The 26,207-nt window shown below is 73.4% G+C and carries 20 protein-coding genes; 13 read left to right on the top strand and 7 right to left on the bottom strand.

The window, feature by feature from the left end; all coding sequences use genetic code 11:
• Nucleotides 1–8: 8 nt before the first annotated feature.
• From MY526_RS01770 to MY526_RS01795, 6 genes are read left to right on the top strand one after another with little or no spacing between them, the layout of a single operon-like run.
• On the top strand, nt 9–2,063 hold the full coding sequence (locus MY526_RS01770) for a hypothetical protein (protein WP_436703094.1): 2,055 nt from the start codon (nt 9–11) through the stop codon (nt 2,061–2,063).
• Complete coding sequence (locus MY526_RS01775) at nt 2,060–3,352, top strand: contractile injection system tape measure protein (protein WP_436703095.1); 1,293 nt, start codon at nt 2,060–2,062, stop codon at nt 3,350–3,352. Before MY526_RS01770 ends, MY526_RS01775 begins: the two co-directional genes overlap by 4 nt.
• Nucleotides 3,349–4,677 carry an ATP-binding protein gene (locus MY526_RS01780; protein WP_436703096.1) on the top strand — a complete coding sequence of 443 codons (1,329 nt, stop codon included), beginning with the start codon at nt 3,349–3,351 and terminating at the stop codon, nt 4,675–4,677. The genes MY526_RS01775 and MY526_RS01780 overlap by 4 nt, the downstream gene beginning before the upstream one ends.
• Nucleotides 4,674–9,638 (top strand): hypothetical protein, encoded by a 4,965-nt coding sequence (locus MY526_RS01785; protein ID WP_436703097.1) that lies wholly within the window; start codon nt 4,674–4,676, stop codon nt 9,636–9,638. The genes MY526_RS01780 and MY526_RS01785 overlap by 4 nt, the downstream gene beginning before the upstream one ends.
• Complete coding sequence (locus tag MY526_RS01790; protein WP_436689590.1) at nt 9,635–10,159, top strand: hypothetical protein; 525 nt, start codon at nt 9,635–9,637, stop codon at nt 10,157–10,159. The genes MY526_RS01785 and MY526_RS01790 overlap by 4 nt, the downstream gene beginning before the upstream one ends.
• Nucleotides 10,156–10,614, top strand: a complete 459-nt coding sequence (locus MY526_RS01795) for a hypothetical protein (RefSeq protein ID WP_436689588.1) — start codon at nt 10,156–10,158, stop codon at nt 10,612–10,614. Before MY526_RS01790 ends, MY526_RS01795 begins: the two co-directional genes overlap by 4 nt.
• Nucleotides 10,615–10,676: 62 nt before the next feature.
• On the opposite strand, the gene MY526_RS01800 is transcribed toward MY526_RS01795, so the two are convergent.
• A complete protein-coding gene (locus MY526_RS01800) occupies nt 10,677–12,818 on the bottom strand; it encodes a DEAD/DEAH box helicase (RefSeq protein ID WP_436689586.1) in 2,142 nt (713 codons plus the stop codon).
• Between the two features lie 375 nt (nt 12,819–13,193).
• Here MY526_RS01800 and MY526_RS01805 point away from each other — a divergent pair, with 375 nt between their 5' ends.
• Nucleotides 13,194–13,787 (top strand): hypothetical protein, encoded by a 594-nt coding sequence (locus MY526_RS01805; protein WP_436703098.1) that lies wholly within the window; start codon nt 13,194–13,196, stop codon nt 13,785–13,787.
• An 18-nt stretch (nt 13,788–13,805) separates the two neighbouring features.
• Here the strand turns inward: MY526_RS01805 and MY526_RS01810 are convergent, their stop codons facing one another.
• The gene (locus MY526_RS01810) at nt 13,806–14,255 is read right to left on the bottom strand and encodes a hypothetical protein (protein ID WP_436689582.1); all 450 of its coding nucleotides are present in this window, start codon (nt 14,253–14,255) and stop codon (nt 13,806–13,808) included.
• 169 nt (nt 14,256–14,424) lie between these two features.
• On the opposite strand from MY526_RS01810, the gene MY526_RS01815 reads away from it, so the two are divergent.
• From MY526_RS01815 to MY526_RS01825, 3 genes are all read left to right on the top strand, one after another.
• Nucleotides 14,425–14,910: a DUF6653 family protein gene (locus MY526_RS01815; RefSeq protein ID WP_436689580.1), complete on the top strand. Its 486-nt coding sequence runs from the start codon at nt 14,425–14,427 to the stop codon at nt 14,908–14,910.
• A gap of 140 nt (nt 14,911–15,050) precedes the next feature.
• A complete protein-coding gene (locus MY526_RS01820) occupies nt 15,051–16,343 on the top strand; it encodes an MFS transporter (protein ID WP_436689578.1) in 1,293 nt (430 codons plus the stop codon).
• 93 nt (nt 16,344–16,436) lie between these two features.
• Nucleotides 16,437–16,982: a hypothetical protein gene (locus MY526_RS01825; RefSeq protein WP_436689577.1), complete on the top strand. Its 546-nt coding sequence runs from the start codon at nt 16,437–16,439 to the stop codon at nt 16,980–16,982.
• Nucleotides 16,983–16,996: 14 nt separating this feature from the next.
• On the opposite strand, the gene MY526_RS01830 is transcribed toward MY526_RS01825, so the two are convergent.
• From MY526_RS01830 to MY526_RS01840, 3 genes are read right to left on the bottom strand one after another with little or no spacing between them, the layout of a single operon-like run.
• The gene (locus MY526_RS01830; RefSeq protein ID WP_436689575.1) at nt 16,997–17,275 is read right to left on the bottom strand and encodes a hypothetical protein; all 279 of its coding nucleotides are present in this window, start codon (nt 17,273–17,275) and stop codon (nt 16,997–16,999) included.
• Between the two features lie 2 nt (nt 17,276–17,277).
• The gene (locus tag MY526_RS01835; RefSeq protein WP_436703099.1) at nt 17,278–18,324 is read right to left on the bottom strand and encodes a PD-(D/E)XK nuclease family protein; all 1,047 of its coding nucleotides are present in this window, start codon (nt 18,322–18,324) and stop codon (nt 17,278–17,280) included.
• Nucleotides 18,321–19,769 carry a hypothetical protein gene (locus MY526_RS01840; RefSeq protein ID WP_436703100.1) on the bottom strand — a complete coding sequence of 483 codons (1,449 nt, stop codon included), beginning with the start codon at nt 19,767–19,769 and terminating at the stop codon, nt 18,321–18,323. The genes MY526_RS01835 and MY526_RS01840 overlap by 4 nt, the downstream gene beginning before the upstream one ends.
• 247 nt (nt 19,770–20,016) lie before the next feature.
• Here MY526_RS01840 and MY526_RS01845 point away from each other — a divergent pair, with 247 nt between their 5' ends.
• Nucleotides 20,017–20,862 carry a DUF222 domain-containing protein gene (locus MY526_RS01845; RefSeq protein WP_436703101.1) on the top strand — a complete coding sequence of 282 codons (846 nt, stop codon included), beginning with the start codon at nt 20,017–20,019 and terminating at the stop codon, nt 20,860–20,862.
• Nucleotides 20,863–21,132: 270 nt separating this feature from the next.
• Nucleotides 21,133–21,324 carry a (2Fe-2S)-binding protein gene (locus MY526_RS01850; protein WP_436689567.1) on the top strand — a complete coding sequence of 64 codons (192 nt, stop codon included), beginning with the start codon at nt 21,133–21,135 and terminating at the stop codon, nt 21,322–21,324.
• 549 nt (nt 21,325–21,873) lie between these two features.
• Here the strand turns inward: MY526_RS01850 and recD2 are convergent.
• Entirely contained in the window at nt 21,874–24,123 is a 2,250-nt protein-coding gene (gene recD2, locus MY526_RS01855; protein WP_436703102.1) for an SF1B family DNA helicase RecD2, read from the bottom strand.
• Nucleotides 24,124–24,305: 182 nt separating this feature from the next.
• Between recD2 and MY526_RS01860 the strand changes: the two genes are divergently transcribed.
• Nucleotides 24,306–24,794, top strand: coding sequence for a single-stranded DNA-binding protein (locus MY526_RS01860; RefSeq protein WP_436689563.1), 489 nt, complete (start codon nt 24,306–24,308; stop codon nt 24,792–24,794).
• 38 nt (nt 24,795–24,832) lie between these two features.
• On the opposite strand, the gene MY526_RS01865 is transcribed toward MY526_RS01860, so the two are convergent.
• On the bottom strand, nt 24,833–26,122 hold the full coding sequence (locus tag MY526_RS01865) for a hydroxyacid-oxoacid transhydrogenase (RefSeq protein ID WP_436689561.1): 1,290 nt from the start codon (nt 26,120–26,122) through the stop codon (nt 24,833–24,835).
• Nucleotides 26,123–26,207: the final 85 nt, after the last annotated feature.

Consider the following 26,207-nt stretch of genomic DNA (forward strand, 5'->3'; position numbering starts at 1 on the left):
GCGACACCATGCCCGGCAACCAGTACCCGGTCTTCGAAGGCGGACAGACCCTCACCGCCGCGGAGCTCAACCAGCTGCACGCCTTCAGCCACTTCCGCGACCGCCTGCTCGGCCGACTCACCGGCTTCGGCGTCAACGGCGGGCTCGGCGGCACGGTGAGCGGCACGACGCTCACCATCGGTCCCGGCCTGGCGATCGACCAGGTGGGCGAGCCGCTGATCCTCCCCGCGTCGCAGACCGTCGCCCTGCCGCCGACGACGTCCACCGGCTCCTTCGACTTCGTGGCCGCCGGACCCGGCGGGTTCTCCGTCGTCCTGGAGGCGACCGACGTCGCCGAGCCGGCGCCGGACTGCGGCGAGACGGACTGCGAGGGTCACGCCGAGCTGCACACGCGCGCGGTCGCGCTGCGGGTCGTCGCCGGCCGGATCACCGGACCCCGCTTCGACTTCGCCGGTGAGACGCTGCTGAGCGTCGAGCCGCTGCGGCTCTCGCTCACCTCCGCGCCGCAGGGGTCCTACGTCACGCTGCGGGACGCACTCGTCACCCGACTCCGCAACAGCGGGGGTCCGCTGATCGACCCTGCCCTGATCACCGCGCTCCAGGCCACCTCGATCGCCGCGTCGGACCTGCCCGGGGTCAAGGGATACAAGGCGGGCTTCCTCAACCAGGTGCTCTTCGCGACCCTCGACCTGCTGCGTTGCCGTGCCCTGATGGCCACGACGAGCGACCACAGCAGCACCCGGCCCGGCGTCGTGCTCGGCTGGGTGCGCCTGGTGGGTTCGACGTGGGTCTGGGACTGCGCGTACCGCCATGCGTGGGAACCGCCCAGCGGACTCAGCCTGGCCTTCACCGGTGGTGGCTGCACCTCCCCGTGTGGCGTCTGGGTCGACCTGCTCGAGGGACTGATCTCGGGGTACGCCCCGCCGGAACCGCCACCGATCGAGGACGACGACGACGATCCGATCGTGGTCTTCCCCTACTGCGCTCATGGCAGGGTGCTGAGCGGCGGGGAGTGCGTGCCGTTCTACTTCCCGCCCCGCGAGATCCCCGAGGGCTGGTACAAGCACTGGGACATCGACCCTCTCGGGCCCATCTGGAACCCGCCGGACGTCTACGCCCACATCGACGACGTCATCGAGGAGATCTACGCCACCGACCGGTGGGACTACTTCGGCAAGGGAGTGATCGACGGGCTGCCGGCCCTGGGCCGGGACGCCGGGATCGCGAAGACGTCGCTCGAGGCGCAGGTCGAGGGCCTCGGCGGAACGCCCAACGTCCAGGTCCTGTCCGCCGGCGAGGTCACGGCCCTCCCCGGGTACCAGCCCGGAGCGACCTTCAACGTCGCCGACACGGTGGTGTTCACGGTGGGGACGAACAACAAGGTCACCGCCATGGGCCGGGTCCCCGCGGCGCACAGCGCACGCGAGCTCGGAACCGCCCTCCCGGCCGCGACGGCCAAGGCGACCGAGGCGCTCGCGGCGACCGAGGTCCACCAGGTCGGGCTGGACAAGGTCACCGAGCAGGTGGGCGGCCTCACCGTCGACGTCCAGGGGTTCAAGGGTTTCGAGCAGGCGACCGTGCAGTGGCGCACCGAGGTGGACCAGGCGATCCGGGGCGTCGGCCGGGCGATCGAGGCGGAGGTGAAGGGCCGCGTCGACCTCGAGCTCAGCGGTGTACCGCTCGAGGACATGCAGCAGCGGTTGTCGACGGCCGAGGGCCAGCTCGACGTGATCGTCAGGGGTGTCGGCATCCGGGGCCCGAGGCAGCTCGACACTGGCGTCGCGCGTGGCCTGGTCGAGTTCGCCGGGAGCCTCACCAACGGGCTCGCCTCCCTCGTCACGCCGAAGGACAAGGCCGCGCTCGGGCGGCACATCGGCGCCGCGACACGTGCGACGGCGACGCTCGAGGAGGCGGCCGCCGGCGGGGAGCCGCAGGCGATCGGCAACGCCACCATCCGGCTGCTCAGTACGTTGCGCACCGCGGTCAAGTCCGCAGGGATCGATCCGTCCCTCGGCAACCAGCTGGACGCCCAGCTCAACGCGGTGAGGGACCTGCTCGGATGACCGACGTCGTGGTGGACCGGCTGCGCATCCGCGGAACGGACGCGCGCCGGCTGGCCACGGTCGCGGCCAGGGCGTTGCCCCATGCACTCGAGCGCGCGCTGGCCGACCTCGCGGACGTCGACCTCGACCGGCTGACGGTGCGGCTCACCGACCCGGCCGACCACGACGACGCGACGCTCGCGGTGCTGTGGGCGGACGGGATCCGGCAAGCGGCCCTGGCCGCGGGCGCCCGGCCGCGGGCGAGGGGTGTCGGTGTCGCCGCAGGGAGGCTGGTGCCCGAAGCTTCGGGCACGCCCACGACGGCAGGCGCCCGCACGACGCCCGGCGCCAACGCGACGGCCGGCGCCGCCGGGACGTCGGGCGGCGGCGAGGTCGCTGGAGCCGGCGCGGTGACGGACGTCGTCGAGGTCGCGAAGGCGGTGTCGGGATGGCTCGCACGAGTCGACCCCGGTGCGGTACCGGTGCCGAAGGCGGTCACCGCACTGTCCGACCCCCGGATCGCTGCGGCCGTGCTGCACCGGATCGGCGGCGAGCGGGCCGAGACGCTCGTTCAGGCGCTGATCGCCGCCGCCGGGTCGCTCCGGACGCCCCGACAGCCTCCGGTCACGCGCGCGCGGGGATCCGCGGCCCCACTCGCCCACCCGCCGCACGAGCGGCACGCCGGCGTCGTGCCCGGCTCGAGCGGGAGTTCGCCGTCGAGCGGGACCGCCCCACCGGCACTGGCGGACCGGCTGGCCGAAGCAGCCCGGGCGGTCAGACCGTTGCTCGAACCGTCCGTACCGGTGAGCGTCGACCCGGCCGCGGCGACCCGGGCGGCCGGCGTCGTGCTGGCCTATCCGTGGTTGGCCGACCTGTGCCGCGAGGCCGTGGATCTGCACGCGAGTGCTGAACCGAGCCTCCCGCGCCGCGTCGCCCTCGCCGCTCTCGCCGACCCGGCAGATCCGGGCCTCGTCGACGACCCGCTCGTCCGCTTCCTCGCCGGGGCACCGGAGGACGCAGCGCCCTCCGCGGGTCTCGCGCCGCTCGATGCCCTCGACCGGATCCGAGTCGCTGCCGAGGACGTCCTGCGCCGGTTCGTCGCGCTCCTGCCTGGATTCCAGCGGTCCTCGGCGCGGTTCGTCCGCGACAGCTGGCTGATACGGGCGGGCATCCTCGACCTCGGACACGATCCCGCGACCCTCCTCGCACAGACCGCTCCGCTCGACGTCGTGCTGCCGCTGCTCCCCTACCCGGTAGGCCTCCTCCGCCTGCCGTGGACGCCCGTCCTGACCGTGCGGTTCCGGCCGTGACCGCGCCCGCGTCGACCGGCACGCAGCCGGCCGAGTACGCCGCAGAGCTCAGGTCAGCCCTGGAGATGCTCGAGGCGGTCGTCGCGATCCGCATCGAGGAGCGCCGAGGGAGCCCGTCCAGCCGGTTGCTCGGCCTCGACGGGCCCGACGAGGGCATTCCTCCGCTCTCCCGCTACCGCGGCAGGGCGCCGCTCGCCCGGGTCGTCGCGGACGCCGGCCTGACGGCGCCGGAGGCCCTCGTGCTGGTCGCCGCGATCGCCCCGCACGTCGACGAGAAGTTCGACCGGTTGTACGCCGAGCTGACCGACCGGCCGGGTGCGGTCGGGCTCACCGGAGAGGTCGCCCGCACCCTGGCTGCGCGCACGTTCGGCGGCCGGCTCGAGGCCGCCGTCCAGCTCAGCAGCGGCGCGCCCCTGCTCGCGTCCGGCCTGCTGTCCCTGGACCCGGCAGGGGACCTGTCGGGCCGGCTCCGCGCCGACCCGGCGTTGGTGCGGTGGGTGCTCGGACTGCCGCCCGAGCCGGTCACCGTGTCCACCGACTTCCCGGCCCGCCCGCTGACCACCGTGCACAGCCTGGACGACGTCGTCCTCCCCGGCCCGGCACGCCGGCGGATCACCGATCTCGCGAACCGCATCTCCCACCGTGACCTGGTGGTCGAGACCTGGGGGTTCGGCCGGCACCACGACAACACCGCCGGCCTGCTCGCCCTGTTCCACGGCCCACCGGGCACGGGCAAGACGATGACGGCGGCGGCGCTCTCCCGGTCGACGGGGCTGACCGCGTACCTCGTCGACCTGTCCGCGCTGGTGTCCAAGTACATCGGCGAGACCGAGAAGGCACTGGCCAGGGTGTTCGACCGGGCGGTCCGCGAGCGTTGCCTGCTCGTGTTCGACGAGGCCGACGCGGTGTTCGGGAGGCGCACCGAGGTCAGCGACTCCCACGACCGCTACGCCAACCAGGAGGTCTCCTACCTGCTGTCCCGCATCGAGGCGCACCCCGGCGTCGTCATCCTGACGACGAACCTCCTCGCCAACATCGACGAGGCCTTCCAGCGGCGCATCCACGTGATGGTCGAGTTCCCCGAGCCGGGGCCTGCCGAGCGCGTCCGGCTCTGGCGGGCGGTGCTGCCACCCGAGCTGCCGGTAGCCGACGAGGTCGACCTCGATGCGCTCGCACAGCGGTACCCGCTGTCCGGGGCACAGATCCGGGACGCGAGCCTGGACGCGGCCTACCTCGCGGCGGCCGACGCGTGGGTGGTGACCCAGGACTACCTGGTCAGCGGCATCCATCGGCAGTTCGAGAAGGCGGGACGGACCGTCCGGTGAGCGCACCGGCCCCCGTCGCCGCCGTCCCCGAGTCGGAGCACGGTGCGGCGACCCGGACGACGGTCCGAGCCGGCGCCGGGGCCGTCGGGCCGGCGTCCCCCGAGCCGGAGCCGCTGCGGACGGTCCCCCGGCCCGCGCCCGACGAGAGCGTCGTCGACCTCGGTGTCCCGGCGGGCGGGCTGACCGCGCGGTACGCCGAGTGGGGGGTGGGTGGCGGGGAGGTGCTGCTCACCGGCGCCGCGCCGTTCGTCGACCTGACCGGCCGAGCCGGGTTCCGCTCCGACGGGACCCTGGACGGCACGGTGACGATGCGCGGCGTCGTCCGCCTCCTCGGACTCCGGATCGCGGAGACGACGTGGTCCGTGGCCGGTTGGGAGGGCGCACCCCTGGCCGCCCCGGCGGTCAGCCTGCGCGGGACGACACTCGCGATCGACCTCACCCCGGTCGGCACCGAGGTGGCGCTCAGTCCGGCGCAGGGGCTGACGGTGACCCGCACCGGCACCGGGGCGACCGTCGCCCTGCCCGACGGCGCCCTGCCACCCGGGCTGCCCCTGGAGCCGAGGGTCGTCGAGCTCTTCCGCGGGCTGCGCGGTTGGGACGTCACCGGCCTGCGTGCGCACCCCGACTCCCCGGTCGAGGGGGCACCGGCGTTCGTCTCGAACACAGATCTCTTCTTCGCGCCGGGGCGGTACGGCCCGGACAGCCCGGAGACCGCGGCCCTGCTGGACGCCGCGGTCCGGGCGGCGGTCGCCGGCGCCGTCGGGCCGGTGACACCGACGCCACCGGCGCCACCGGCGGAGCCGGCACCCGACGCCGGTTCCCGTCCGACTGCCGACAGCGACGCGGTGCCGGCGACCGTGGTGCCTGTGCCGCCCGTGGAGCCCGTGGCCGGGCATGAGGTGGCCGGCGGGGCAGCCGCGGCGGGTCCAGCCGGTGCCGGCCCGGCGCCCGAGGCCGCGGCCGGCCGGGGCGGGCTCGGCGGAGGCGGGGCCGGAGGAGCACCACCTGCGCCCGCGATCACGGTCGAGCTCCTCATGCCCCCTGCTCCCGCCGAGCCCGGGCCCGCCGCCACCGCGCGGGCCGGTGAGGTGGCCGCCGCCGCCGGCGGGGCTGCGCGCGCCGCCGCTGACCTGCCGTCCGCGGAGGAGAACGTCGCCGAGGCCCGGGGCGCAGTGACCGAGCCCGCCGCCGAGACCGCCGCGCGGGCCCGGGAGGGCCTCGCCGCTGCGCTCGGTGATCGCCCCGCCCCGAGTCCGGAGATCGTCGAGCTGTGCGAGCGGATCCGCGTCGCGATCGCCGAACAGCGCCCGGTCGACGAGGACGACCTGCTCGGTGCCGACCCCACTCAGGCGGCGCAGACGGCGGGGGCCACCGTCTCCGGCTCGGTCGAAGGACAGGTCGGCCAGGTCCAGGCCGGCTACGCCGACATGAACGACCCCCCGAGCGGAACGCCGGCGCTGACCCCGACGCCGGTCGAGCACCCGGACCCGTCCGGTCCGGGCATGGGCGTCGATGCCGCGAGCGCCGCCCCGGACCCCATCCCGCCGGAGAACCTGTCCCTGGACGCCGACGTCGCCGCGACCGACCAGCGGATCGCCGGTTCCGGGATCGACACACCCGTGACGCAGGAGATCCCCGACGCCCCGTTCGCGACGGTCCGGGACTCACGCGGGGAGCTCGGCGAGATGGCCGCGCAGACCCCGGAGCAGCTGGCGGCCGAGCAGAACGCCGCGATCGAGACCGCACAGGCCGACATGGCCACGCTCCAGGCGCAGGCGACGGAGGCCCTGGTGGCCGCCCGGGCCGGAACGGTGGGGGACGTCGCGGGCGGCCAGACCCGGGCCGTGCGGAGCGAGGAGCAGACCCGCGACTCGGTCTCCCAGCGTGCGCAGACGATCTTCACGACCGCCCAACAGCAGGTCACGGCCCTCCTCGAGCCGCTGAGCCGGACGGCCATGGCGCGCTGGACCGCCGGCCTGACCCGGCTGTCGCAGGAGTTCCACGACTCCCTCGACCGCGTCCAGGCGTGGATCGACGAGCGGCACTCCGGCGTCGAGGGCTTCATCGTCGGAGTCGGCGACGCGGTCTTCGGCCTGCCGGCCTGGGTGGAGGAGGAGTACGACCGCGCCGAGAAGCAGTTCGGCGACGGCATCTGCGAGCTCCTGCTGGAGATCTCCACCGACGTCAACGGTGTCGTGGCCGCCGCCCAAGCGGTCATCGCGCAGGCCCGGGAGGACATCGACGCCGCCTTCTCCGCGATGGAGGAGCAGTTCCCGGAGTGGGCCGCCCAGGAGCGCACCCGGTTCTCCGGCATGCTCGACGGGCTCAGCCAGCAGGTCACCGCGGCGCGGACCAGCTTCGTCCAGGACGTCTCACGGGCCGCCCTGACCGCCGTCGCCGAGGTGCAGGCAGCGGTCGAGGAGCGGCGACAGGCGGCGCGCGGCGTCCTCGGCCGGATCGCGGCGGCCATCCAGGCGTTCATCGACGACCCGGTCAAGGCCATCATCAACGGACTCCTGACGCTGGTGAACATCCCGCCGGGGGCGTTCTGGGCCCTGGTGGCGCGCATCCAGCACGTGGCCGCGGACATCGCCGATGACCCGATGCGCTTCGCGAACAACTTCATGGCCGGGGTGAGGCAGGGCTTCCAGCAGTTCTTCGACAACTTCGCCCTGCACATGCTCCGCGGCTTCTGGAACTGGCTGTTCTCCGGCCTCGAGGCGCCCATCCCGATGCCGACGGACTTCTCCCCCACGTCTCTGTTCTCCTTCGCCCTGCAGCTCATGGGGATCACCTGGGCGCGGGTGCGGGAGATCCTCGTCCGGCACATCGGCGAGCAGAACGTGGCGATCATCGAGGCCGCCTGGCAGCTGATCTCGCTCCTCATCCAGCAGGGCCCGCAGGGCATCGTCGACATGATCAAGGAGCAGCTGACCCCGGAGATGATCGTGCAGACGATCCTCGAGGCGGCGATCGAGTACCTGGTCGACACCCTGATCACACAGGTCGTCATCAGGGTGATCGGACTGCTCAACCCCGCCGGCGCGGTCGCTCAGGCCATCAAGGCGATCTACGACGTGTGCGCGTGGATCTTCCGGAACGCCGCGCGCATCTTCCGGTTCGTCGAAGCGGTGGTCAACGGCATGGCCGATGTCATCGCCGGCAACATCGCCGGCCTCGCCAACGCGGTCGAGCGATCGCTGGCCATGCTCATCCCGCCGGTCATCGACTTCTTCGCCGGGCTGCTCAGCCTCAGCGGTCTGCCGAACCAGGTCGCCGACGTGATCGTCGCGCTTCAGGCCCGCGTCTACCAGGGGATGGACATCGTGATCGGCTTCCTCGCCGAGCGCGGCCGAGCGCTGCTGCGCGCGCTCGGACTGGGCGGCGACGAAGACGAGGGGAACGGGAGCGACGACGAGGAGCTCGGGACGACGGTCCGGTTCACCGCAGGCGGCGAGTCGCACCGCGTCTTCGTGCAGACGGAGGGCGCGACGGCGACGCTCATGGTCGCCTCCGCGCCGCTACCGATCGAGAACAAGATCGCGGAGTGGCGAGGGCGGATCGGAGAGCTCCCCGAGGGCATCCAGGGCTCCACGACGACGAAGCTGGACGCGCTCGCCGGCGCGGTGAGCGCGGCTGACACCACCGCCGACACGCTGGCCCCCGAGTTCGCCGCGGCCTCGACGAACCCCAGCGACGACGTGGAGCCGCCGTCGGACGCCGACCTCGAGGGTCAGCAGCGCTCGATCGCGACGATGCTGGACGAGCTGTTCGAGATCTTCGAGGGCGAGGTAGCCACCGAGCAGTGGCTTGCGGACATGGCCGCTCAACTGCCGCCCGAGGGGACGAGCCGTGCCGGCGACGTGGTAGCGGGCTGGCGGAGCCGTCTCCCGGAGTTCACCATCGGTAACCAGCCGACTGACACCCGCCTGTGGACCGACACGGTGCTGGACGGGACAGAGGCCGGCGCACAGGCTGTGGTGGCCGACCCCGGCCAGCACCGGCTCCTGCTCCCCTACTTCCAGTCTGCCCCTGGGCAGCGGACGGTGGCGTCGGAGCCGTTCCTGTCCTACGTCTTCACCCAGACGAGCCCCCCGCACTCGGTCCAGCGCAACTTCCGGCAGGCGTACGGCCAGGCCGCGGTCAGCAACCTCAAGACGGAAGCCCTGAGCCGGATCGCGGCCGCCACGATCGTCGGGGCGACAGTTCAGGAGCGTTGGCGCACCAAGGTGAACGAGATCACCTTCCGCTGGAGCGCGCCCGGTGGCGGGAGCATCGCCTGGCCGACCGGCCGCGTGCCGGACCACGATCGGTTCAAGCCCAGGAAGATCACATACCAGGACGTGAACGGTGTGCGCACCATGTCCTACGACACCGAGGCCGGCCAGCGGTTCACCGTCACCCGCGACACGAACGCCGGCCTGGCGATCACCGTGAAGGGCGAGAACCTGCGTTTCAGCTCCGAGCGTGGTCGGGGGGTGACTCAGGACTCGCCGGCGTTCCGCTCGAACAACGGCTTCGACCGGTCGCACATCATCGCCGACGAGTTCAGCGGGTCAGGGTGGACGGTCGGCGGGAACCTGGTGACCGCCAGCGCTCACTACAACCAGAACGTGATGCGCGTGGCCGAGCGCTTGATCGGAACCCAGATCGAGGACTGGGCCGAGGACCACCAGCTGGACGCGACGAAGGTGTCGTTCACCATGACCGTGCGCGTGTCGTTCGGCGCCCTCCTCGACCCCGCGGCGCTCGCCGAGATCAAGCAGGCCACCTGGTTCCCCGCGGCCGACGCCGGGCGCGACCTCGACGCGGAGATCCGCGCCAAGATCAACGCGGGGCAGGTGCACCCCGACCTCATGCGCATCACCGGCGTCGTCTACACGTGGGAGTTCACCGACCCCGCCGGGCCTGGTGGCTCGTACCCGATTGGAGCGGACCTGTGGCTGCTGATCGACGGTTGACGGATGTCGTGGCCTTCGCCGAGGCGTTCCTCGACGCGGACACCGCGGTGCTGCGTGCGGCGCTCGGGGAGCCCGACGACGACGCGTACCTCGCAGCCGTGCGGCGGGCGTCGTCCTTCTATGCGCCCGGCGAGGGGCTGCCGCTCGGTCCGCAGGCCGGCCGCTCCGCAGTCCCGGGCGGGAGGTCGACCCAGGCGACGGCCGACCCCGGCGAGCGAGCCGGGGCGGCTCTGTTCGGCGTCGCGCGGATCACGGCCCCGGATGGCTGGTTGGCGTTCGTCAGCGGCGCGTACGACACCCGGGGCAGGTCGCTCGGAGCCGCGCTACTCGTCGAGCTCGTGGACGGGGAGCTCAAGGTCACCGGTCGCGCCGACGCGGACCCGTTCGTCGAGGGGGTCGCATGGGCGGACTCCGGTGGCAGGGCGGTGCCGATCGATGCACCCGTCCAGGAGTCCAGCACCCTGCGGCTGCCGCGGAACCCCGAGCAGGCCGCGTGGCTCGGGGAGCGCTTGGGCCAGTGACCGAGCACGGGCCGGGCATCACGTGGCTGGCGGGCCGCGTCGGCTGCACGCCGGAGGACCTGCTCGCCGACCCGCGTCGGCTGGCCGTCGCACTGGCCGACGCCGGCCGCGCGCTGTGCAGGCTGGCCCTGGACATCCGGTCCGACGACGCCGCTGTCCACGCGGACGCCGAGCGGGAGGCTGAGCGGCTGCGCCGGAGCTTCGACGCCGCCCTGACCCCGGGCGAGCGATTCCGGACCACGGTCCTCGGTGCGCTGCGGGACGCCACCGCCCGGGTCCGCACGGCGAGTGCCGACGCTAACGGTCGCCCGGACACGGACGACGACCACGGCGGCCGAAACCGCGACGCCTCCTCACCGTCGAACGAGGTGCCGGCGAACGACAGCCGCGCCGCGTCGGCGCGGACCACGGCGACGGACGCCCGCGCACCGTCGAGTGCGCGACGTCGAGCCTGACCAGTACCGGCCCGGGCTACGGCTCCGCCCGCAGGGCGCCGTCTGCGGTTGAGGCCCGTCGGTCAGGCCGCGCCCGACTGCGGCACCGCCGCCAGTGCGTCGGTCAACAGCGTGACCAGGGCCTCGAGCTGCACGTCGGCCGACGACGAGACCTCCTCGTCCGACCCGTCGAGCGCCCGGGCGGCGAGCCCCGCCTTGCTGTCGATCAGCTCGGCGATCCGGGCGTCGATCGTCTGCGCGGCGATGATGCGCCACGCGGTGACCGGTTCGGTCTGACCGATCCGGTGGCTGCGGTCGATGGCCTGGGTCTGCTCCGCGTCGGTCCAGGACAGCTCGGCGAGCACGATGTTCGAGGCGACCTGCAGGTTCAGGCCCACGCCGGCCGCGGTCAACGAGCAGACCGCGACGGCCACGTCCCGGTCGTTGACGAAGGCGTCGATGTTCCGCTGCCGCGACGCGGGCGTCTGGTCGCCACGGATCGACGAGAACCGGACACCCTGCCGGGCGAAGGTCTCCTCGGCGGCGTCCATCACGTCGACGTGCTTGGCGAAGAAGACCACCTTGCCGGCGCTGCGGGCCAGCTGTGCCGCGTAGTCCGCGGCGAGGGCGGCCTTCGCCTGGCCGATGCGCCGCATCATGCTGAACACGTTCTCGCCGGCCTGCGCGGTGGTCGCGTCCTTGAGCTCCCAGCGGGCGACCCGGCGCACGAGGTCGTGGTCGATGCCCTCGACGTCGGCGGTGGACGCCTGGTTCGCGACGGCGGTCTCGTACCGCGCCACCATCCGGCGGGCGAGCTCCCGCTCGGCCGCCCGGATCGACCGGCCGGCCGGCCCGTCCAGCTCGACGGGGAGGTCGGCGATGCGGCGGGCAGGGATGTCGGCGGCCACGTCCGCCTTGCGCCGGCGGACGATCCCGAGGTCGATGACGCACCGGCGGGCGGCGGCGTAGAAGCCCGGGTCGGCAGGCGTCAGACCGGTGTCCTCGAGCGCGTCCATCAGCTCGCCGAGCGGCTTGGCGCCGTCGATCCAGCCGAGGAACTGCCAGATGGCCCGGAAGTCGTCGATGTCGTTGATCAGCGGGGTGCCGGTGAGGGCCATCAGCAGGGGCCGCGGCGTGCGCGACCGGATGCGGTCGGAGAGCTCCAGCACGTGCTGGGAGCGCTGGGACGTCCGGTTCTTGATGAAGTGCGCCTCGTCGACGACCATGCCGCGGAAGCCGAAGTCGCCGAGCCAGCCCACGTGGCGGTCGAGGACCTCGTAGTTGACGACGATGATGTCGGCGAAGCCGTCGACCGTGTCACCGTCGCCCTGGACCACGGTGGCCGCGCGGTGGGGGGTCCAGCGGCCGGCCTCTCGAGCCCAGTTGGTCTTGACGACGTTCGGCACGACCACGAGCAGCGGGTAGGCGTCCGCCGCGTCCGCAGCGAGCAGTGCCTGGGCCGTCTTGCCCAGACCCGGCTCGTCAGCGAGGAGGAACCTGCGGTGACCGGCGGCGGTCGCGGCGACGAGCTGGGCCTGGTGCGGCATCAGCTCCAGACCCTGCGGCGCCCTCCGCGACGACGGCGCGGGGAGGGGCATGCACGCCGAGTCCCCGCCACCGGCGCGCTCGAAGGAGCTGAGGAGGGGTCCGATCAGCTCCCAGTCGGCCAGGCGGCGCGGACGGGGAGCCGGCTGCCGAGCGGCGGAGAAGTCGGGTGCGAGGAAGGGGTTGGCCAGCTGTCGGGAGATCACCGACTGCGGCACGACGCGGCGCTCGGGAGCGGCGGGAGCAGCCGGGGGCTCCGTCGGCGGGACCTCCTCGGGGGGCGGCTCGACGCCGACGGCCTTCAGCATGTCCCGCTTGAGCGCCCGGGCCGCGTCCGAGGCGACGGCGTCCTCGGCGAGCAGGGCCAGCAGCCCGACGTCGCGCACCGCGGTCGTCGCGAGGATCGTCGCGATGCCGTCCAGGCGCTTGAGCTGCTCGGCCCGATGACCGTCGCTGACGGCCGCGTCGGCCTGGACGCGGGCCCGCTCGTCCCGCAGCAGCAGGGCGACGGCCTGGAACTTCGTGCGCACGGCAGGCGTCACGCGGCCGCGCTGGACCGCCGCCTCGACCTCACGGACGGTCCGGGCGAGCACGGCGACGACGTCGCCGCGGCGGACCCGTCGCTGGTCCCGCGGGGCGGTCCGGCGACCGCCCGCCTGGCGCTGGCCTGGTCGAGCCACAGACTCCTCCTCTGGAATGCCGGCCACGGTGGCCTCGGCATGCCGTACGGTCCCGCGGGCGGGGCGAGGAACGCCCCGGAGCGAGGGACCTGGTCCTCCGAACGCCGAGCCGGCCTGCGGATCTCCGGAGATCGACGCCGCGGGCCTCGACAGGCTCCCGAGGGCGGACCCGGAGCCGCCGGCGGTGGGCTCGTGGACAGGGACCACGGTAGCCGACGTCGGACGACCGGCTGCGGTCTCGGCGTCGGCACCTCGGTCGTGTCAACGTGTGCGAGGGCGCGCCATTCCCGGCCGGTCGCTCCAGCGGTGCCGCCGCCCACACCGGCCCGAACGAGATCGGGCCGGTCACGGGGGCGTGCCTGCAAGACTGCCCCGGTGCACGTGGGCGTCGCCGATCACCTGGGATGGGCCGTCACGGTGACGACGTCGGCCGACCACGAGGTCCTCGATCGTCGGCGGATCGAGCTGGTCGGGACCGGCCTCCCGGTCGCGCCGATCCACCACGAAGGCGGCGCGTGGCCCCAGCACACGTCGCGGCGTCTCGATGACGCGGCCCTGGCGTCGCTGGTCGCGCAGGTGCGGGCGTCGGCCGCCCTCGCGACGGCGGAGTCGCTCGACCGCCTGGCCGCCGACCTGGCGGGGCCGATCCTGTCGATCTCCCTGCGGGCCTCCCGATCCGGCCTCCCGGCCGACATCGCCGCACTGCGCCGCCCACCGTACGAATCGCGCGCCGACGCCGTCATGTACCGGCACGTCCTCGCCGAGGTCGCCGAGGCGAGGGGCTGGCGGGTCCACCTCTACGACCCGAAGCAGGTCCTCGACCTGGCCACCGCGCGCCTCGGGGCCGACGCCGGCCGAGTCCTCGACGGCCCGCGCGCCAGGTGGGGCCCACCGTGGACGCGAGACCACCGGACCGCCGTCGCCGCGACGGTGGTCGCCGCGAAGGGCTGCCCGGACGGCTCGCCGTGACCGTCGAGGGCGCAGGGCTCAGGCGGCGCGGGTCATCGTCGACGCGTAGCCCCCGCCCGGCCACTGCCAGGCTCCGGAGTTGGTCGTGCCGTCGGCGCTGAACCGCCCCTCGAAGCGGGCCGGGGAGTCCGTCCCGCCGAACCAGATGCGGAGGACGTCACCCTCGAGCCGGTAGGTGTACTCGAGGATCTCCCCGCCCGCGCCGAAGAAGTGGGACCGCAGCTCGCCGCCGGCCTCGTCGTACCCGATGTACTCCACGCCGCGGGTGTGCTCGCCGGCCGAGTGCAGGTCCACGTGCTGGACCAGGAAGCCCCCGCCGTCCATCCACTCGTAGCGGACCTCGCCGGTCAGGCCGTCGGGGCCCGAGACGGTCCAGGTGCCGACCAGGCGGTCGAGGGTGCGCAGCGCCTCGGCCCGGGGACCGGTGGCCCGGGTGGTCGTGTCGTTGGTCGTCGTGTCGTTGGTCATGGTGCGCTCCTGCGCGAACGGGGCCCGGCACGGTCCGCGAGGCCACACGAGGAGGACCGACTCGCGCGCACGACCTCATCGGTGCGCACCAGGGTGTTGTGCCGGCACACCCGGGGTGAGGACCCTGACGACCACGACCTCGACGGCGTGCACGCAAGGGGAGATCGACATGTCCCTGGACACGAGGATGGCCAAGGCATTCGGGCTCGAGGGGGACAGCTGGCAGCGCCATGCCAATCCGTGGAGCGTCTACACGCGCATGCCCATCCCGCCACTGATGGCCGCGGCGATCTGGAGCCGCCACCGGATCGGCTGGTGGTCACTCGTGCCGGTCGGACTGGTCGGCGCGTGGACCGTGATCAACCCCAGGGCGTTCCCGCCACCGCGCTCGCTGGACCACTGGGCGTCCAGAGGCGTGCTGGGCGAGACCTACTGGGGGAACCGGAAGGAGGTCCCGGTCCCCCCGCGGCACCGGGTCGCGCCGAACGTCCTCGGCGCCATCAGTGCCCTGGGCGTGCCGTTCATCGCGAGGGGCCTCGTCGTGCGGGACGGCTGGATGGTCCTGTTCGGACTGGCGGTCCAGATGGCCGGCAAGACCTGGTTCATCGACCGCATGGCCATCCTCTACGACGACGTCGCGCCTGCGGGGTCCTGAGCACCACCCGGTGGGACGGCGCGGATCTCCCTTGTTGCGCGCAGCCGGGGTCGGGTCTGTGCTGAGGCTGCTCCGACCGCGGACGAGTTCCAAGGGAGATCCCGATGCCACCCACCGCCAGCACAGCCCAGGCCTCGTCCGTGCGTCGCGTCATCGTGGCCAGCCTCGTGGGCACCTCCCTGGAGTGGTACGACTTCTTCATCTACGGCACGGCCGCCGCGCTGGTGTTCAACCAGATCTTCTTCCCCAGCTTCGACCCGCTCGTCGGGACCCTGCTCGCGTTCACGACGTACGCGGTCGGCTTCGTGGCCCGGCCGCTGGGCGGGATCGTGTTCGGCCACTACGGCGACAAGCTCGGCCGCAAGAACGTGCTCGTGGTGACGTTGCTGATCATGGGCGTCGCCACCTTCCTGATCGGCGTGCTGCCCACGTACGAGTCGATCGGCGTGTGGGCCCCGCTGCTGCTGGTGGCGCTGCGCTTCCTCCAGGGTCTGGGGCTCGGCGGGGAGTGGGGCGGCGCGGTGCTGATGACGCTCGAGTCCGGCTCCGCGCACCGGCGCGGGCTCAACGCCAGCTGGCCGCAGGTGGGGGTGCCGATCGGGTTGCTGCTGGCAAACGGGGTGCTGTCGCTGATGGGAGCGGTCACCTCCGAGTCGGCCTTCGTCGACTGGGGATGGCGGATCCCGTTCCTGCTCAGCGGCGTCCTCGTGCTCGTGGGGCTGTGGATCCGGCTGACGATCGCCGAGAGTCCGCTGTTCCGCGAGGTCGAGGAGCACGACGCCAAGGTGAAGGCGCCGATCGTCGACGTGCTGCGCCGGTACCCGTCGCGGGTGCTGCTCGCGATCGGCGCGCGGATCGGTGTCGACGTCGCGTTCTACACCTTCATCCTGTTCATCACCACGTACGTCGCGACGTACCTGGAGCTGCCGAGCAGCTACGCGCTCAACGCGGTCCTGATCGCCGCCGCGGTGCAGGTGTTCCTGATCCCGTGGTTCGGCGGGCTGTCGGACAGGTTCGGACGCCGGCCGGTCTACCTCTTCGGCGCGGTCGGCGCCGCGATCTGGGTCTTCGTGTTCTTCGCCCTGCTGGACACCGGCCGCTTCGCGCTGATCGCCCTCGCGACGGTGATCGCGCTCGTCTTCCACGCCGCGATGTACGGCCCGCAGGCCTCGTTCATCGCCGAGATGTTCCCGACCAGGGTCCGGTACACCGGCGCCTCGATGGGCTACCAGCTGGCGGGGATCCTCGGCGGAGCCCTGGCCCCCATCATCTCGGTGGCCCTGCTCGACCGCTACGACACCTCCCTGGCCGTGTCCCTGTACGTGGTCGCGGTGCTGGTCCTCACCACGGTCTGCGTCCTCCTGGCGCCGGAGACGTCGCGGATCGACCTGCACGCCGACCCGGCCGTCAGGACGGGGCGGGACGACCGGTGACCGGCGGCCATCGACCTCGCGTGCCACTCGACCCCCGACGCGGCCGGGCGCGTCGGCCGGAGAGAGTCAGCAGGGGGCTCTAGCGTCCGCGGCGTGACCGACGGCTTCGACGCGGACGACGAACCCGGCGCCCTCGCGGAGCTGACGGCCTACGAGCTGTGGGACCGCACCCAGCGGTGCGGGCAGCGGGTGGCCGCCGCGTACGGACGGATGGCGGGCGCCCGGTCGGCGCCGGCGCGGGTCGCCGTGGCACCGGAGTTCCTGCGGCGGGTGCGTCAGCTGCTGGCGCTGCGGCTCGTGGCGGTCGCCGGGGACCGGCGGCGGGCCTTTCCGCAGAGCGTGCCGCCGGCCGGTGGCCACGGCGTCGCCGCGTTGTGGGCGGAGGTGTTCTGGACGGCTCGCGCACGGTCTCCGGACGACGACTCCGGTGTGCTCGAGGCGGCCGACGCGTCGATCCGGGGGCTGCTGGCCCTGGAGCCTTCCGACCTCGCCGACCCGGCCGCGCTGCAGGCCTGGTGGGAGCGGCTGCAGCTCGTCGAGGAGACCTTCGGCGGGCTCGAGATGGAGGCCCAGGCGACGGTGGACAGGCTCCGCGCCGCCGTCGACGACGAGCGGCAGGTGCACCGGGAGTCGTCCTGACCGGCGCCTCCGCGTCACACCACGACGCGCGCGGGAGCGGGTGCGGGTGCGCCCGGCCCGGGCCCGGCCACGATCCAGCTGGTGCGCCCGTGCAGCGGCGGGGTCTTGGTCCCGTCGGTGAACCACACGACCACTCCCCCGTGGGCCCGGCAGCGCGAGCGCACGACCCGCACCCGGCTGCCCTGTCTGCTCCTGGTCGGCCGGACCAGCGGCAGGCCGAAGTCCGTGCCGACGACGTCGCTGGTCAGGACCGGCTCCCCGGCGGCCAGGTGGCTCGTGGAGACGGTGGTCATGACTACCTCCCGGTGCCGTTCCGGGTGACCCGGATCGTCTGCGGGGTGCGGATCCTCCGGGTGGGCACGTCCTCCCCCAGCTCGGTCAGCCGCTCGACCGCGGCGTCCTTGTCGACCTGCGTGCGCAGGCCGCCCCCGGACCACTCGCAGTACAGGTCGTCCGCCGGCCCGGACCGGCCCCGCAGCCGCTCCCGCGCGAACTCCTTGTGCCGCCTGGCCTCGTTCTCCGCGGCGCGCCAGGCGTCGTAGTCGTGGACGGCGTCGGCGTAGTCCTCGTCGGTGACCGTCAGGCGGGACTGGCGGGAGCCGTCGCCCTCGGTCTCCGGGTCCACGGGCGGGCCCCAGCACAGGTCCAGGAACGGGCACCAGTCGCACATGGTGTCGACTCCGGGCCCGAACCCGTCGCGGGGAGCGGCCTGCTCCCCCTCGTCCTCGACGGTGGCGTACACCTCGGTGAGCCACAGGAGGGCCTCGGCGGTCAGCGCCGGGTCGTGGTCGGCCTCGAAGACGACGTCCTCGCCCGAGTCGCGGGAGAGGTAGCGGATGCGCAGCCCCTCGACGTCCTGCCCGTCGCCGGCCGGGAGCCGCCGGTCGTGGATCTGCCCGGTGCGGAGGAGCCAGGCGTAGACCGCCACCTGGAACCAGTGCTTGGCGGGCACCCCACGGGTGAGGATCCGCTCGAACCCGAACCGGGACGTGGTCTTGAGGTCCTCGACGACCGGGGCGTGCCACCAGTCGCAGCGGCCCTTGACCTGCTCGCCCCGGAGCGCGACCTCGGTCAGCCCGCCGTACTGGCGGCGCAGCGCGCGCAGCACCCCACGGTGCAGCTCGGTGCCGAGGAAGGCCTGCAGCCCGGTGCGGGTGTTGGTGGGCCGGCGCCGGGCGACCCGGTAGGCCGCCCGGCGCCGGCACTCGCCGAGCTCGGAGGCGCCGATCATCCGCTGCCGGGAGCGGGCCCGGCGGCGGTCGAGGTCACGGACCGCCGCGGCCAGGCTCGGGGCGGCCCGCCGCTCGGCGGCGCTGGGGCGGGCGGGCAGGACCGCGGTCACGCGGAGATCTCCTGCTGCCCGGCCAGACCCGCCCGCTGGGTGGCGATCACCTCGCGGACGAGGGCGGTCAGCCGCTTGGTGGCCACGTGCTCGACGGGCCGGCCGAACCGCTCGCCGATCTGCTCGTCGGTCATGCCGAGGGACTCGAGGCTGGCGAGCACGCCCCGGCGGGCCGCGGTGAGCCGGCGATCCCGCGGGTCGTCCGGCGTCGGCGAGGCCTCCAGCAGCGGGTTCGCCGGCGCGTCCTCCCCATCGGTGGCGGCCGCGGCCGAGGCGGCGGCCCGGGCGGCCGCCACGACCGCGGCCGGGGTCGTCGGCGCGGGCGGCGTCGAGGACGCCTCGCCTCTGCGGCGACCAGCGGGGTGGGCCTGCACCGACGCCTCGAGGAACTCCTCGTGCCGGGCCTGGATCAGCTCCCCGACGGTGTACGAACCGTCGGCGGTGGGGACGTCGACCTGCAGCAGTGCGCTGCGGTTGGCCTCGGCCCACGCCTCGCGCAGGTCGTCGTCGTCCACGGCGTCCCGGATCCGGGCGACCAGGTCGGCGACGTCCGGCTCGCTCCGCTGGCTCGTCCGGCCGGTCCTGGCCTCCTCGGTGCGCTCGTGCTCGAGCAGACCGCCGCCGTGGAAGGGGACGAGGTCCCGGACGTGCGCGGTGCCCGGGTCGCACCTGAGGGCGTCGAAGACCAGCCACTCCAGCAGCCGGCCGTTCGTCCTGGGGTCGGTGACCTCCTTGGCGGGGTCGTCGTTCGGCTTGATGCCCACGTGCACGCTGCGCGCGCCGACGATCAGCGGGCGGCGCCCGCGACGCAGGCGCACCCAGACACTGGCCGCGTAGGGGAACTCCCGGTGGGTCTGCACCGACCAGGTCTTCTGCCCCTCGATCGGGCGGCCGTTGGCGTCGACCTCGGTGACCTCCTTGCCCCGAGCGGTCACCACCACGATGCCGGGGAAGGTGAGCAGCTCCGTCTGCAGCTTGCGCCAGCGGGCACCCGCGTCGTTCCACAGGTTCTGGCTGATGACGATCTCGGCGTTGGGGTCGCGCTTGAGCAGCTCGCGGTTGCGGGTGGACTTGGCCGCGCGGGCGCTGGCCCAGTCCTTCAGTCCGTCCCAGACCGCCGATCCGGTGTCGATGCCGAGCACCACCGGCGGCTCGCCGGCGTCGGCCGCGCGGCGCGCCTCGGCCTTCACCGCCTGGACGGCGGCCAGCACCTGGGCGTAGGAGCCGTCGTGCTCGACCACCTGGTACTTGGTGCCCGGGATCGCGCCGTACTCGTCGGCGGCACCCTCGTTGAGGTCGATCCAGTACAGGGCGCCGATCTTGGTGCTGGCGGAGAACTGCGCCAGCGCGTAGGACTTGCCGGCCTTCTCCTCGCCCTCGAGGAGGATGCACGGCCACGGGACGCGGCCGGTGGGCTTGCGGGTCTTCAGGCCGTTGAGGGCCATCGTGAGCTCCTTGTCGACACGGGGAAGATGTCGACCCGAAAGCTATGAGGGGGTGCTGACACATCTGCGCCGTCTTGGGCAAGCACATCGCGGCGTCAGAGACGAAATCCCAGGTCAGCCGGGAGAGGGGCGTGTCGTCGTTCGCTCGCGGCGTAATCCGGCCGACATCGACCCACCACCACCGGTCCTCGGGCGAATCCCCTGCTCAGCGCCCGGAACTGTCGGACCCCCTCCGTGTGTTCGCCTCATGACGCGGATCGGGGGCCAGGAGTCGGTCGAGGGGCTCCTGTTCGACTGGTCCGTGGCCCAGCCACTGCCCGACCGCGCGCTGCCCGTCGGCCTGCTGAGCAGCGAGCAGAAGGCGGCGGAGTTGCAGCGGGTGCAGGCCCGGCGGGCGATGGACGCCGCCTACGAGGCCGAACTCCTCATGGCCCTCGCCGACGACACCCCGGACACCCTCGACCCGCCGCCCGGCCACCCCGGCGCGCGAAGGGGTTCCTGGGCCCCGGACACCGAGCTCCCCGGGGTGTCGGAGTTCTTCTGCGCCGAACTGGCCGTCGTGCTCAACTGCGGCCGAGGCACCGCCTCCCACCTGGCCCACCGGGCGTGGGTGCTCCGGACCAACCTGCCGGCCACCCGGGCGGCGATGGCCGACGGTGTCCTCGACGAGCCGCGGGCGAAGGTGCTCGCCGACGTCCTCGCGCACGCCTCATCCGAGATCGCCCGGCAGATCGAGGCCCGGCTGCTGCCCGAGGCCACTCGGCCGCCGACCGGGCGGTTGCGCCGCCGGGCGCTGGCGCTGCTCCTGGAACTCGACACCGACGCCGTGGATGCGCGCCGGGAGGACGCCCAGCGGCAGGCCGACGTGCGCTCCCACCCCTCGCACCTGGAGGGGATGAGCACGCCGGCCGCGGATCTGCCCACGCCGGTGTCGGCGGAGTGCCTGGACGCCGTCGACCGGCTGGCGGCGATGCTCGAGGCCGACGGTGACCCCCGCCCGATCGGCGAACTGCGGGCGGCAGTGCTGGCCGATCTGATCCGGCGGCCGTGGGACGCCAGCACGCCGCCGAGCCGAGACCCGTGCCGGCGGTGACACGCGAGAGCACGGCGGTCCGGAGCCAGGAAGGCTGAGCAGCACTCCCCTCCTGCCACGATCCGGAAGCGATCTGGGCGGACGCGCCGACCGACGGCACCGCGCGATCAAGCCCTGCCCTGCGGGCGGTCCGACCCGGCCGGCGCGCGTCCTCATTCGTCACGGACGGCGTCCGGATCGGTACAGCGGGGCGCATGCTCACGCCGGATGCTGTGGAGAGTCCCCCGCCGGATCCCAGTGGCCGGAGGCCTCACCCCGGGAGAGCACGCCGTGTACGTCTGTATCTGCTTCGCCGTCAGCGAGTCCGAACTGGCCCAGACCATCGACGCCGGGGCACGCACGGAGGAGGAGGTCGGCGACGCCTGCGGTGCGGGCACCGGGTGCGGCAGCTGCCTGGATCAGATCTGCGACCGGCTGCGCGTCGCCGAGCCGCTGCACGGGCTGGCGATCGCCGCCGCCTGACGCAGACGGCCTCGCGGGTCCCTCAACAGAGAGGAGGGCTTCAGTGGTCCAAGTCGTGGCGAGCCCCGCCGGCGTCCAGCGCCGGTGCTTGGGAGCCAACCTCTGCCACATCGCCTTCGGTCCCCGGAACAGGCCAGCTTCTGCGGGGACTCGACCCTTGCGGAGACCGTCGCATCGACAAGGGGAGCCCGTCGACGATGGGGTGGCCACCTCACCGCCTCACCTCCGGTGGGAGCCGGCGTGGTGTCCCTGAACGGGCCGCCGAGGGACAGAGTGCGACCTCAGGGACACCCGGTGGCCCTTCTCCGACAACCCGGCTTGGTGTCCAGCCGGGACGGGCTCCTCCACGAGTGGTGGGAGGGCCTGCGCCGCCGGGTGGATGAGCTCGTCGAGGCCGTCGATCCAGAGGGACTGCTGACCCTGGGCGTACCGAGTGACGACGGCCCCAGGCGTACGCCTGCGGTGTCCCTGGCGGGCCACTCAAGGCGCCGTGAACGGTCGGCGCAGCGGATCCGCAGAACGGGCCCCGGCCAGCTGGGTTCCGCCCGGTCAGACGGCGAGTGAGAACGGTGCGGGGTCGTCGTCGCTCGGCCGGCCGCGGAGGCGGGAGGCGAGGGCGGTGTGCCGGCGTCCCGAGCCGGTGGCGCGCACGGCCTGGCCGAGGGCACGGGTCGAGCCGACGAGGACCACGAGCTGCTTGGCGCGGGTGACGGCGGTGTACAGCAGGTTGCGCTGCAGCATCATCCAGGCGCTCGTGGTCAGCGGGATGACGACGCAGGGGTACTCGCTGCCCTGGGAACGGTGCACGGTGACGGCGTAGGCGTGCACCAGCTCGTCGAGCTCACCGAAGTCGTAGGCGATGCTCTCCCCCTCGTCGGTGACGACGGTGAGGGTCTGCTCGACGCCGTCGACGGCGGTGACGACGCCCTGGGTGCCGTTGAAGACCCCGTTCGCGCCCTTGTCGTAGTCGTTGCGGATCTGGCTGACCTTGTCCCCGACGCGGAACACCCGGCCGCCGAACCGCTTCTCGGCGCGGTCCGGCCGAGCGGGGGTCAGCGCCTCCTGGAGCAGCTCGTTGAGCGCGGCGGCGCCGGCCGGTCCGCGGTGCACGGGAGTGAGCACCTGGACGTCGCGGCGCGGGTCGAGGCCGAAGCGGGCCGGGATCCGGCGCACGACGACGTCCACGGTGAGGCGGGCGGCCTCCTCGGCGTCGTCGGTGCTGAACAGGAAGAAGTCGTCGAGGCCGCGGACCTGGGGCCGGCTGCCGGCGTTGATCCGGTGCGCGTTGATCACCACCCCCGACCGGCTGGCCTGGCGGAAGACCTGCGTGAGGCGCACGTGCGGGATCGGGGTGCCCTCGGCGAGCAGATCGCGCAGCACCTCGCCGGCGCCGACCGAGGGCAGCTGGTCGACGTCGCCGACCAGGAGGAGGTGCGCACCGGGCGGAACGGCCCGCACCAGCTTGTTGGCCAGCAGCAGGTCCAGCATCGAGGACTCGTCGACGACGACGAGGTCGGCCTGCAGCGGCCGCTCCCGGTCGAAGGCGGCGTCCCCGCCGGGACGGAGCTCCAGCAGCCGGTGCACGGTCACCGCCTCGACCCCGGACAGCTCGGTGAGCCGCTTCGCGGCCCGGCCGGTCGGCGCCGCGAGCACGATGCGGGCGCCCTTGGCCGCCGCGAGGGCGACGATCGAGCGGACCGTGAAGCTCTTGCCGCAGCCGGGACCACCGGTGAGGACGGCGACCTTCTCGGTCAGGGCCAGGCGCACCGCCTCCTGTTGGCCGGGCGCCAGCTCCACGCCGGTGCGCCGGAGCAGCCAGCTCAGCGCGGCGTCCCAGTCCACGCTCGCGAAGGCCGGCATCCGGTCGGCGTCGGCGGCCGCCAGCCTCCGCAGTCCCGCGGCCAGGGAGACCTCCGCCCGGTGGAAGGGGACGAGGTAGTACGCGACCGTCGGGGGCTCCCCGTCCGCGCCGGGGAGCTCCTCGCGGATCACGCCCTGTTCGGCGACCAGCACGGCGAGACCGTGCCCGACCAGGGCCCCCGGTACCTGCAGCATCTCGACCGCCCGGGCCACCAGGTCTCTCTCGGGCAGGAAGCAGTGCCCCTGCCCGGTCGCCTCGGAGAGCACGAACTGCACCCCCGCCTCGACCCGCTCCAGGCTGTCGTGCGGGATCCCCACGGCGGCGGCGATCGTGTCGGCCGTCTTGAACCCGATGCCCCACACCTCTCCGGCCAGGCGGTAGGGCTCGGCGCGGACCACGCCGATCGAGGCGCCGCCGTACTGCCGGAAGATCCGCACGGCCAGCGAGGTGGAGACGCCCACTCCCTGCAGGAAGACCATCACCTCCTTGATGGCCTTCTGCTCCTCCCAGGCCGCGGTGATCAGCCTGGTGCGCTTGGGGCCCAGGTTCGGCACCTCGGCCAGCCGCTCCGGCCGCTCCTCGATGACCTGGAGCGCGTCGGCGCCGAAGTGGTCCACGATCCGCGCGGCCAGCCGCGGGCCGATCCCCTTGACCAGCCCCGAACCCAGGTAGCGGCGGATGCCCTGCACGGTGGCCGGCAGCACGGTCGTGTAGTCCTCGACGTGGAACTGCCGGCCGTACTGGGGGTGCGCTCCCCACCGGCCCCGCAGCCGCAGCGTCTCCCCCGGCTGGGCACCCAGCAGTGCGCCCACCACGGTGACCAGGTCACCGCCCCGGCCGGTGTCCACCCGGGCCACGGTGTAGCCGGTCTGGGCGTTGGCGAACGTGATCCGCTCGAGCGTGGCCTCCAGGACCGCCCCGGTCCGCGCCTCCCCCACCCTGCCGTCCCCTCGCCGACGCACCGTCCGACGAACGATCCTCACACCACCCGGGGACACTCCGCGGTCCTCGGCGCCCGGGAGGCCGCCCGCGGCCCGGACGAGCCGGAAAACGTCAGTGGCTCTCCCTAGCCTCCAGGTGCTCACCCGAGCGAAGCACCGACAACACGGAGGACCGGATCATGGCCGGCGATACTGTCATCACCGTCATCGGGAACCTGACGAGCGACCCCGAGCTCCGCTGGACGCCCTCGGGCGCCGCGGTCGCCAGCTTCACCATCGCGTCCACCCCGCGGACGCTGGACCGCCAGACCCAGGAGTGGAAGGACGGCGACGCGCTCTTCCTGCGGTGCAGCGTGTGGCGGCAGGCGGCGGAGAACGTCGCCGAGTCGCTGACCCGCGGCTCCCGGGTGATGGCCCAGGGACGCCTCAAGCAGCGCTCCTTCGAGACCAAGGAGGGCGAGAAGCGCAGCGTCATCGAGCTGGAGGTCGACGAGATCGGGCCGTCGCTCCGCTACGCGACGACGACGGTCACCAAGACCGCCCGATCCGGCGGGAGCTCCGGCGGCGGGTCCGGGGCCGACGACGGTCCCACCGGGGCCGGGCGGAGCAGCTCCCCCGATCCCTGGGCGGCGCCGGTCGGGGGCGCCGGCGAGGAGCCGCCCTTCTGAGCCTCACCCGGACGCGGGCCGCCCACACCGGCCGCGGGTCACCACAGCGTCATCGACCGGGCGAAGATGCCGGCGACGTCGTCCTCGGTGACCTCGCGCGGGCAGGTGGCCAGGAGCCGCTGCTGCTTCATCGTCCCCTCGACGAGGTCGGGGATGTCGCCCTCGGCGAAGCCGACGGCGGCGATGCCGTTGGGCATGTCGATGTCGCGCATCAGGTCGGTCAGCACCATCGGCAGGAACTCGGCATCGCCGGTCGGCCGGCCCGCGTTCGGGGCGAGGAGCTGGGCGGCACGCACGTGCCGCTCGGGAGACGCCTCGAAGGTGAACCGGAAGGCCTCCGGCGCGGTCAGCGCCACCGACATCCCGTGCGGCACCATCGGCTCGTCGGCCGGGTAGTCCTTCGGGTGGAAGTCCTTCACCTGACCGGCGATCGGATAGGCGTTGGCGTGCGGGATGTGCACACCGGCGTTGCCGAAGCCCATCCCGGCGAACGTGGCCGCCATCGCCATCTCGCCCCGCGCACGGGTGTCGTCGCCGTGCCGGACCGCCCGCCGGAACGAGCCGGCCAGCAGGGTCATGGCCTTCTCCGACCACATGTCCGAGATCGGGTTGGCCCCGCAGTAGGGCACCCGCTGCTCCGGGCTCTTGCGGTCGTAGGTGGTGTACCAGCGGGCGGTGTAGCTCTCGAGGGCGTGGCAGAGGATGTCCATGCCGGCGGCCGCGGTGACACCGGGCGGCTGGGTGAGCGTCAGGTCCGGGTCGACGACCGCCATGGTGGGGCGCAGCCGCGGGGAGCTGATGCCCGTCTTGACCCGCAGCGCGAGCACGTCGAGCACGCAGATCGTGGTGCTCTCCGCGCCGGTGCCGGTCGTCGTCGGGACGGCGACCAGCGGCTTGAGCGGCTCGCTCGGCTCCCTCCCCTGGCCGACCGGCACGTTGAGGTAGTCCATCAGCTCGCCGGGGTTGGTGGTGAGCAGGTTGATCGCCTTGGCGGTGTCGATGCTCGAGCCGCCCCCCACGGCGACGAAGGCGTCCCACGGCCCCGAGGACCGGGCCTCCTCGACCGCCGCGTCGAGGCTGACGTCGGTGGGCTCGACGTGCACCCCGTCGTAGACCCGCGCCTCGATGTCGAACCGCGTCATCTGGTCGGCCACCCGCTGCGGCAGGCCGGTCGCCGCCACCCCGGCGTCGGTGACCACGAGCACGCGGCGCACACCCAACCGGCTCAGGTCGAACCCGATCTCCTCCGAGGCTCCGCTGCCGAACTTCAGCTGCGGCGCTCCGTAGGTGAACACGGACTCGGCCGGGGCGGGTGACGTGCTGCTCATGGCGTCCCTCTCGGTGGCGGGCGGTGCGACGCGCGCGGGTCGCCCCGAATGTCGCACGTGGTTGTGGTCTGCACCACAGAGCCGC

This window comes from Geodermatophilus sp. CPCC 205761, from assembly GCF_051383655.1.
Taxonomy (GTDB): domain Bacteria; phylum Actinomycetota; class Actinomycetes; order Mycobacteriales; family Geodermatophilaceae; genus Geodermatophilus.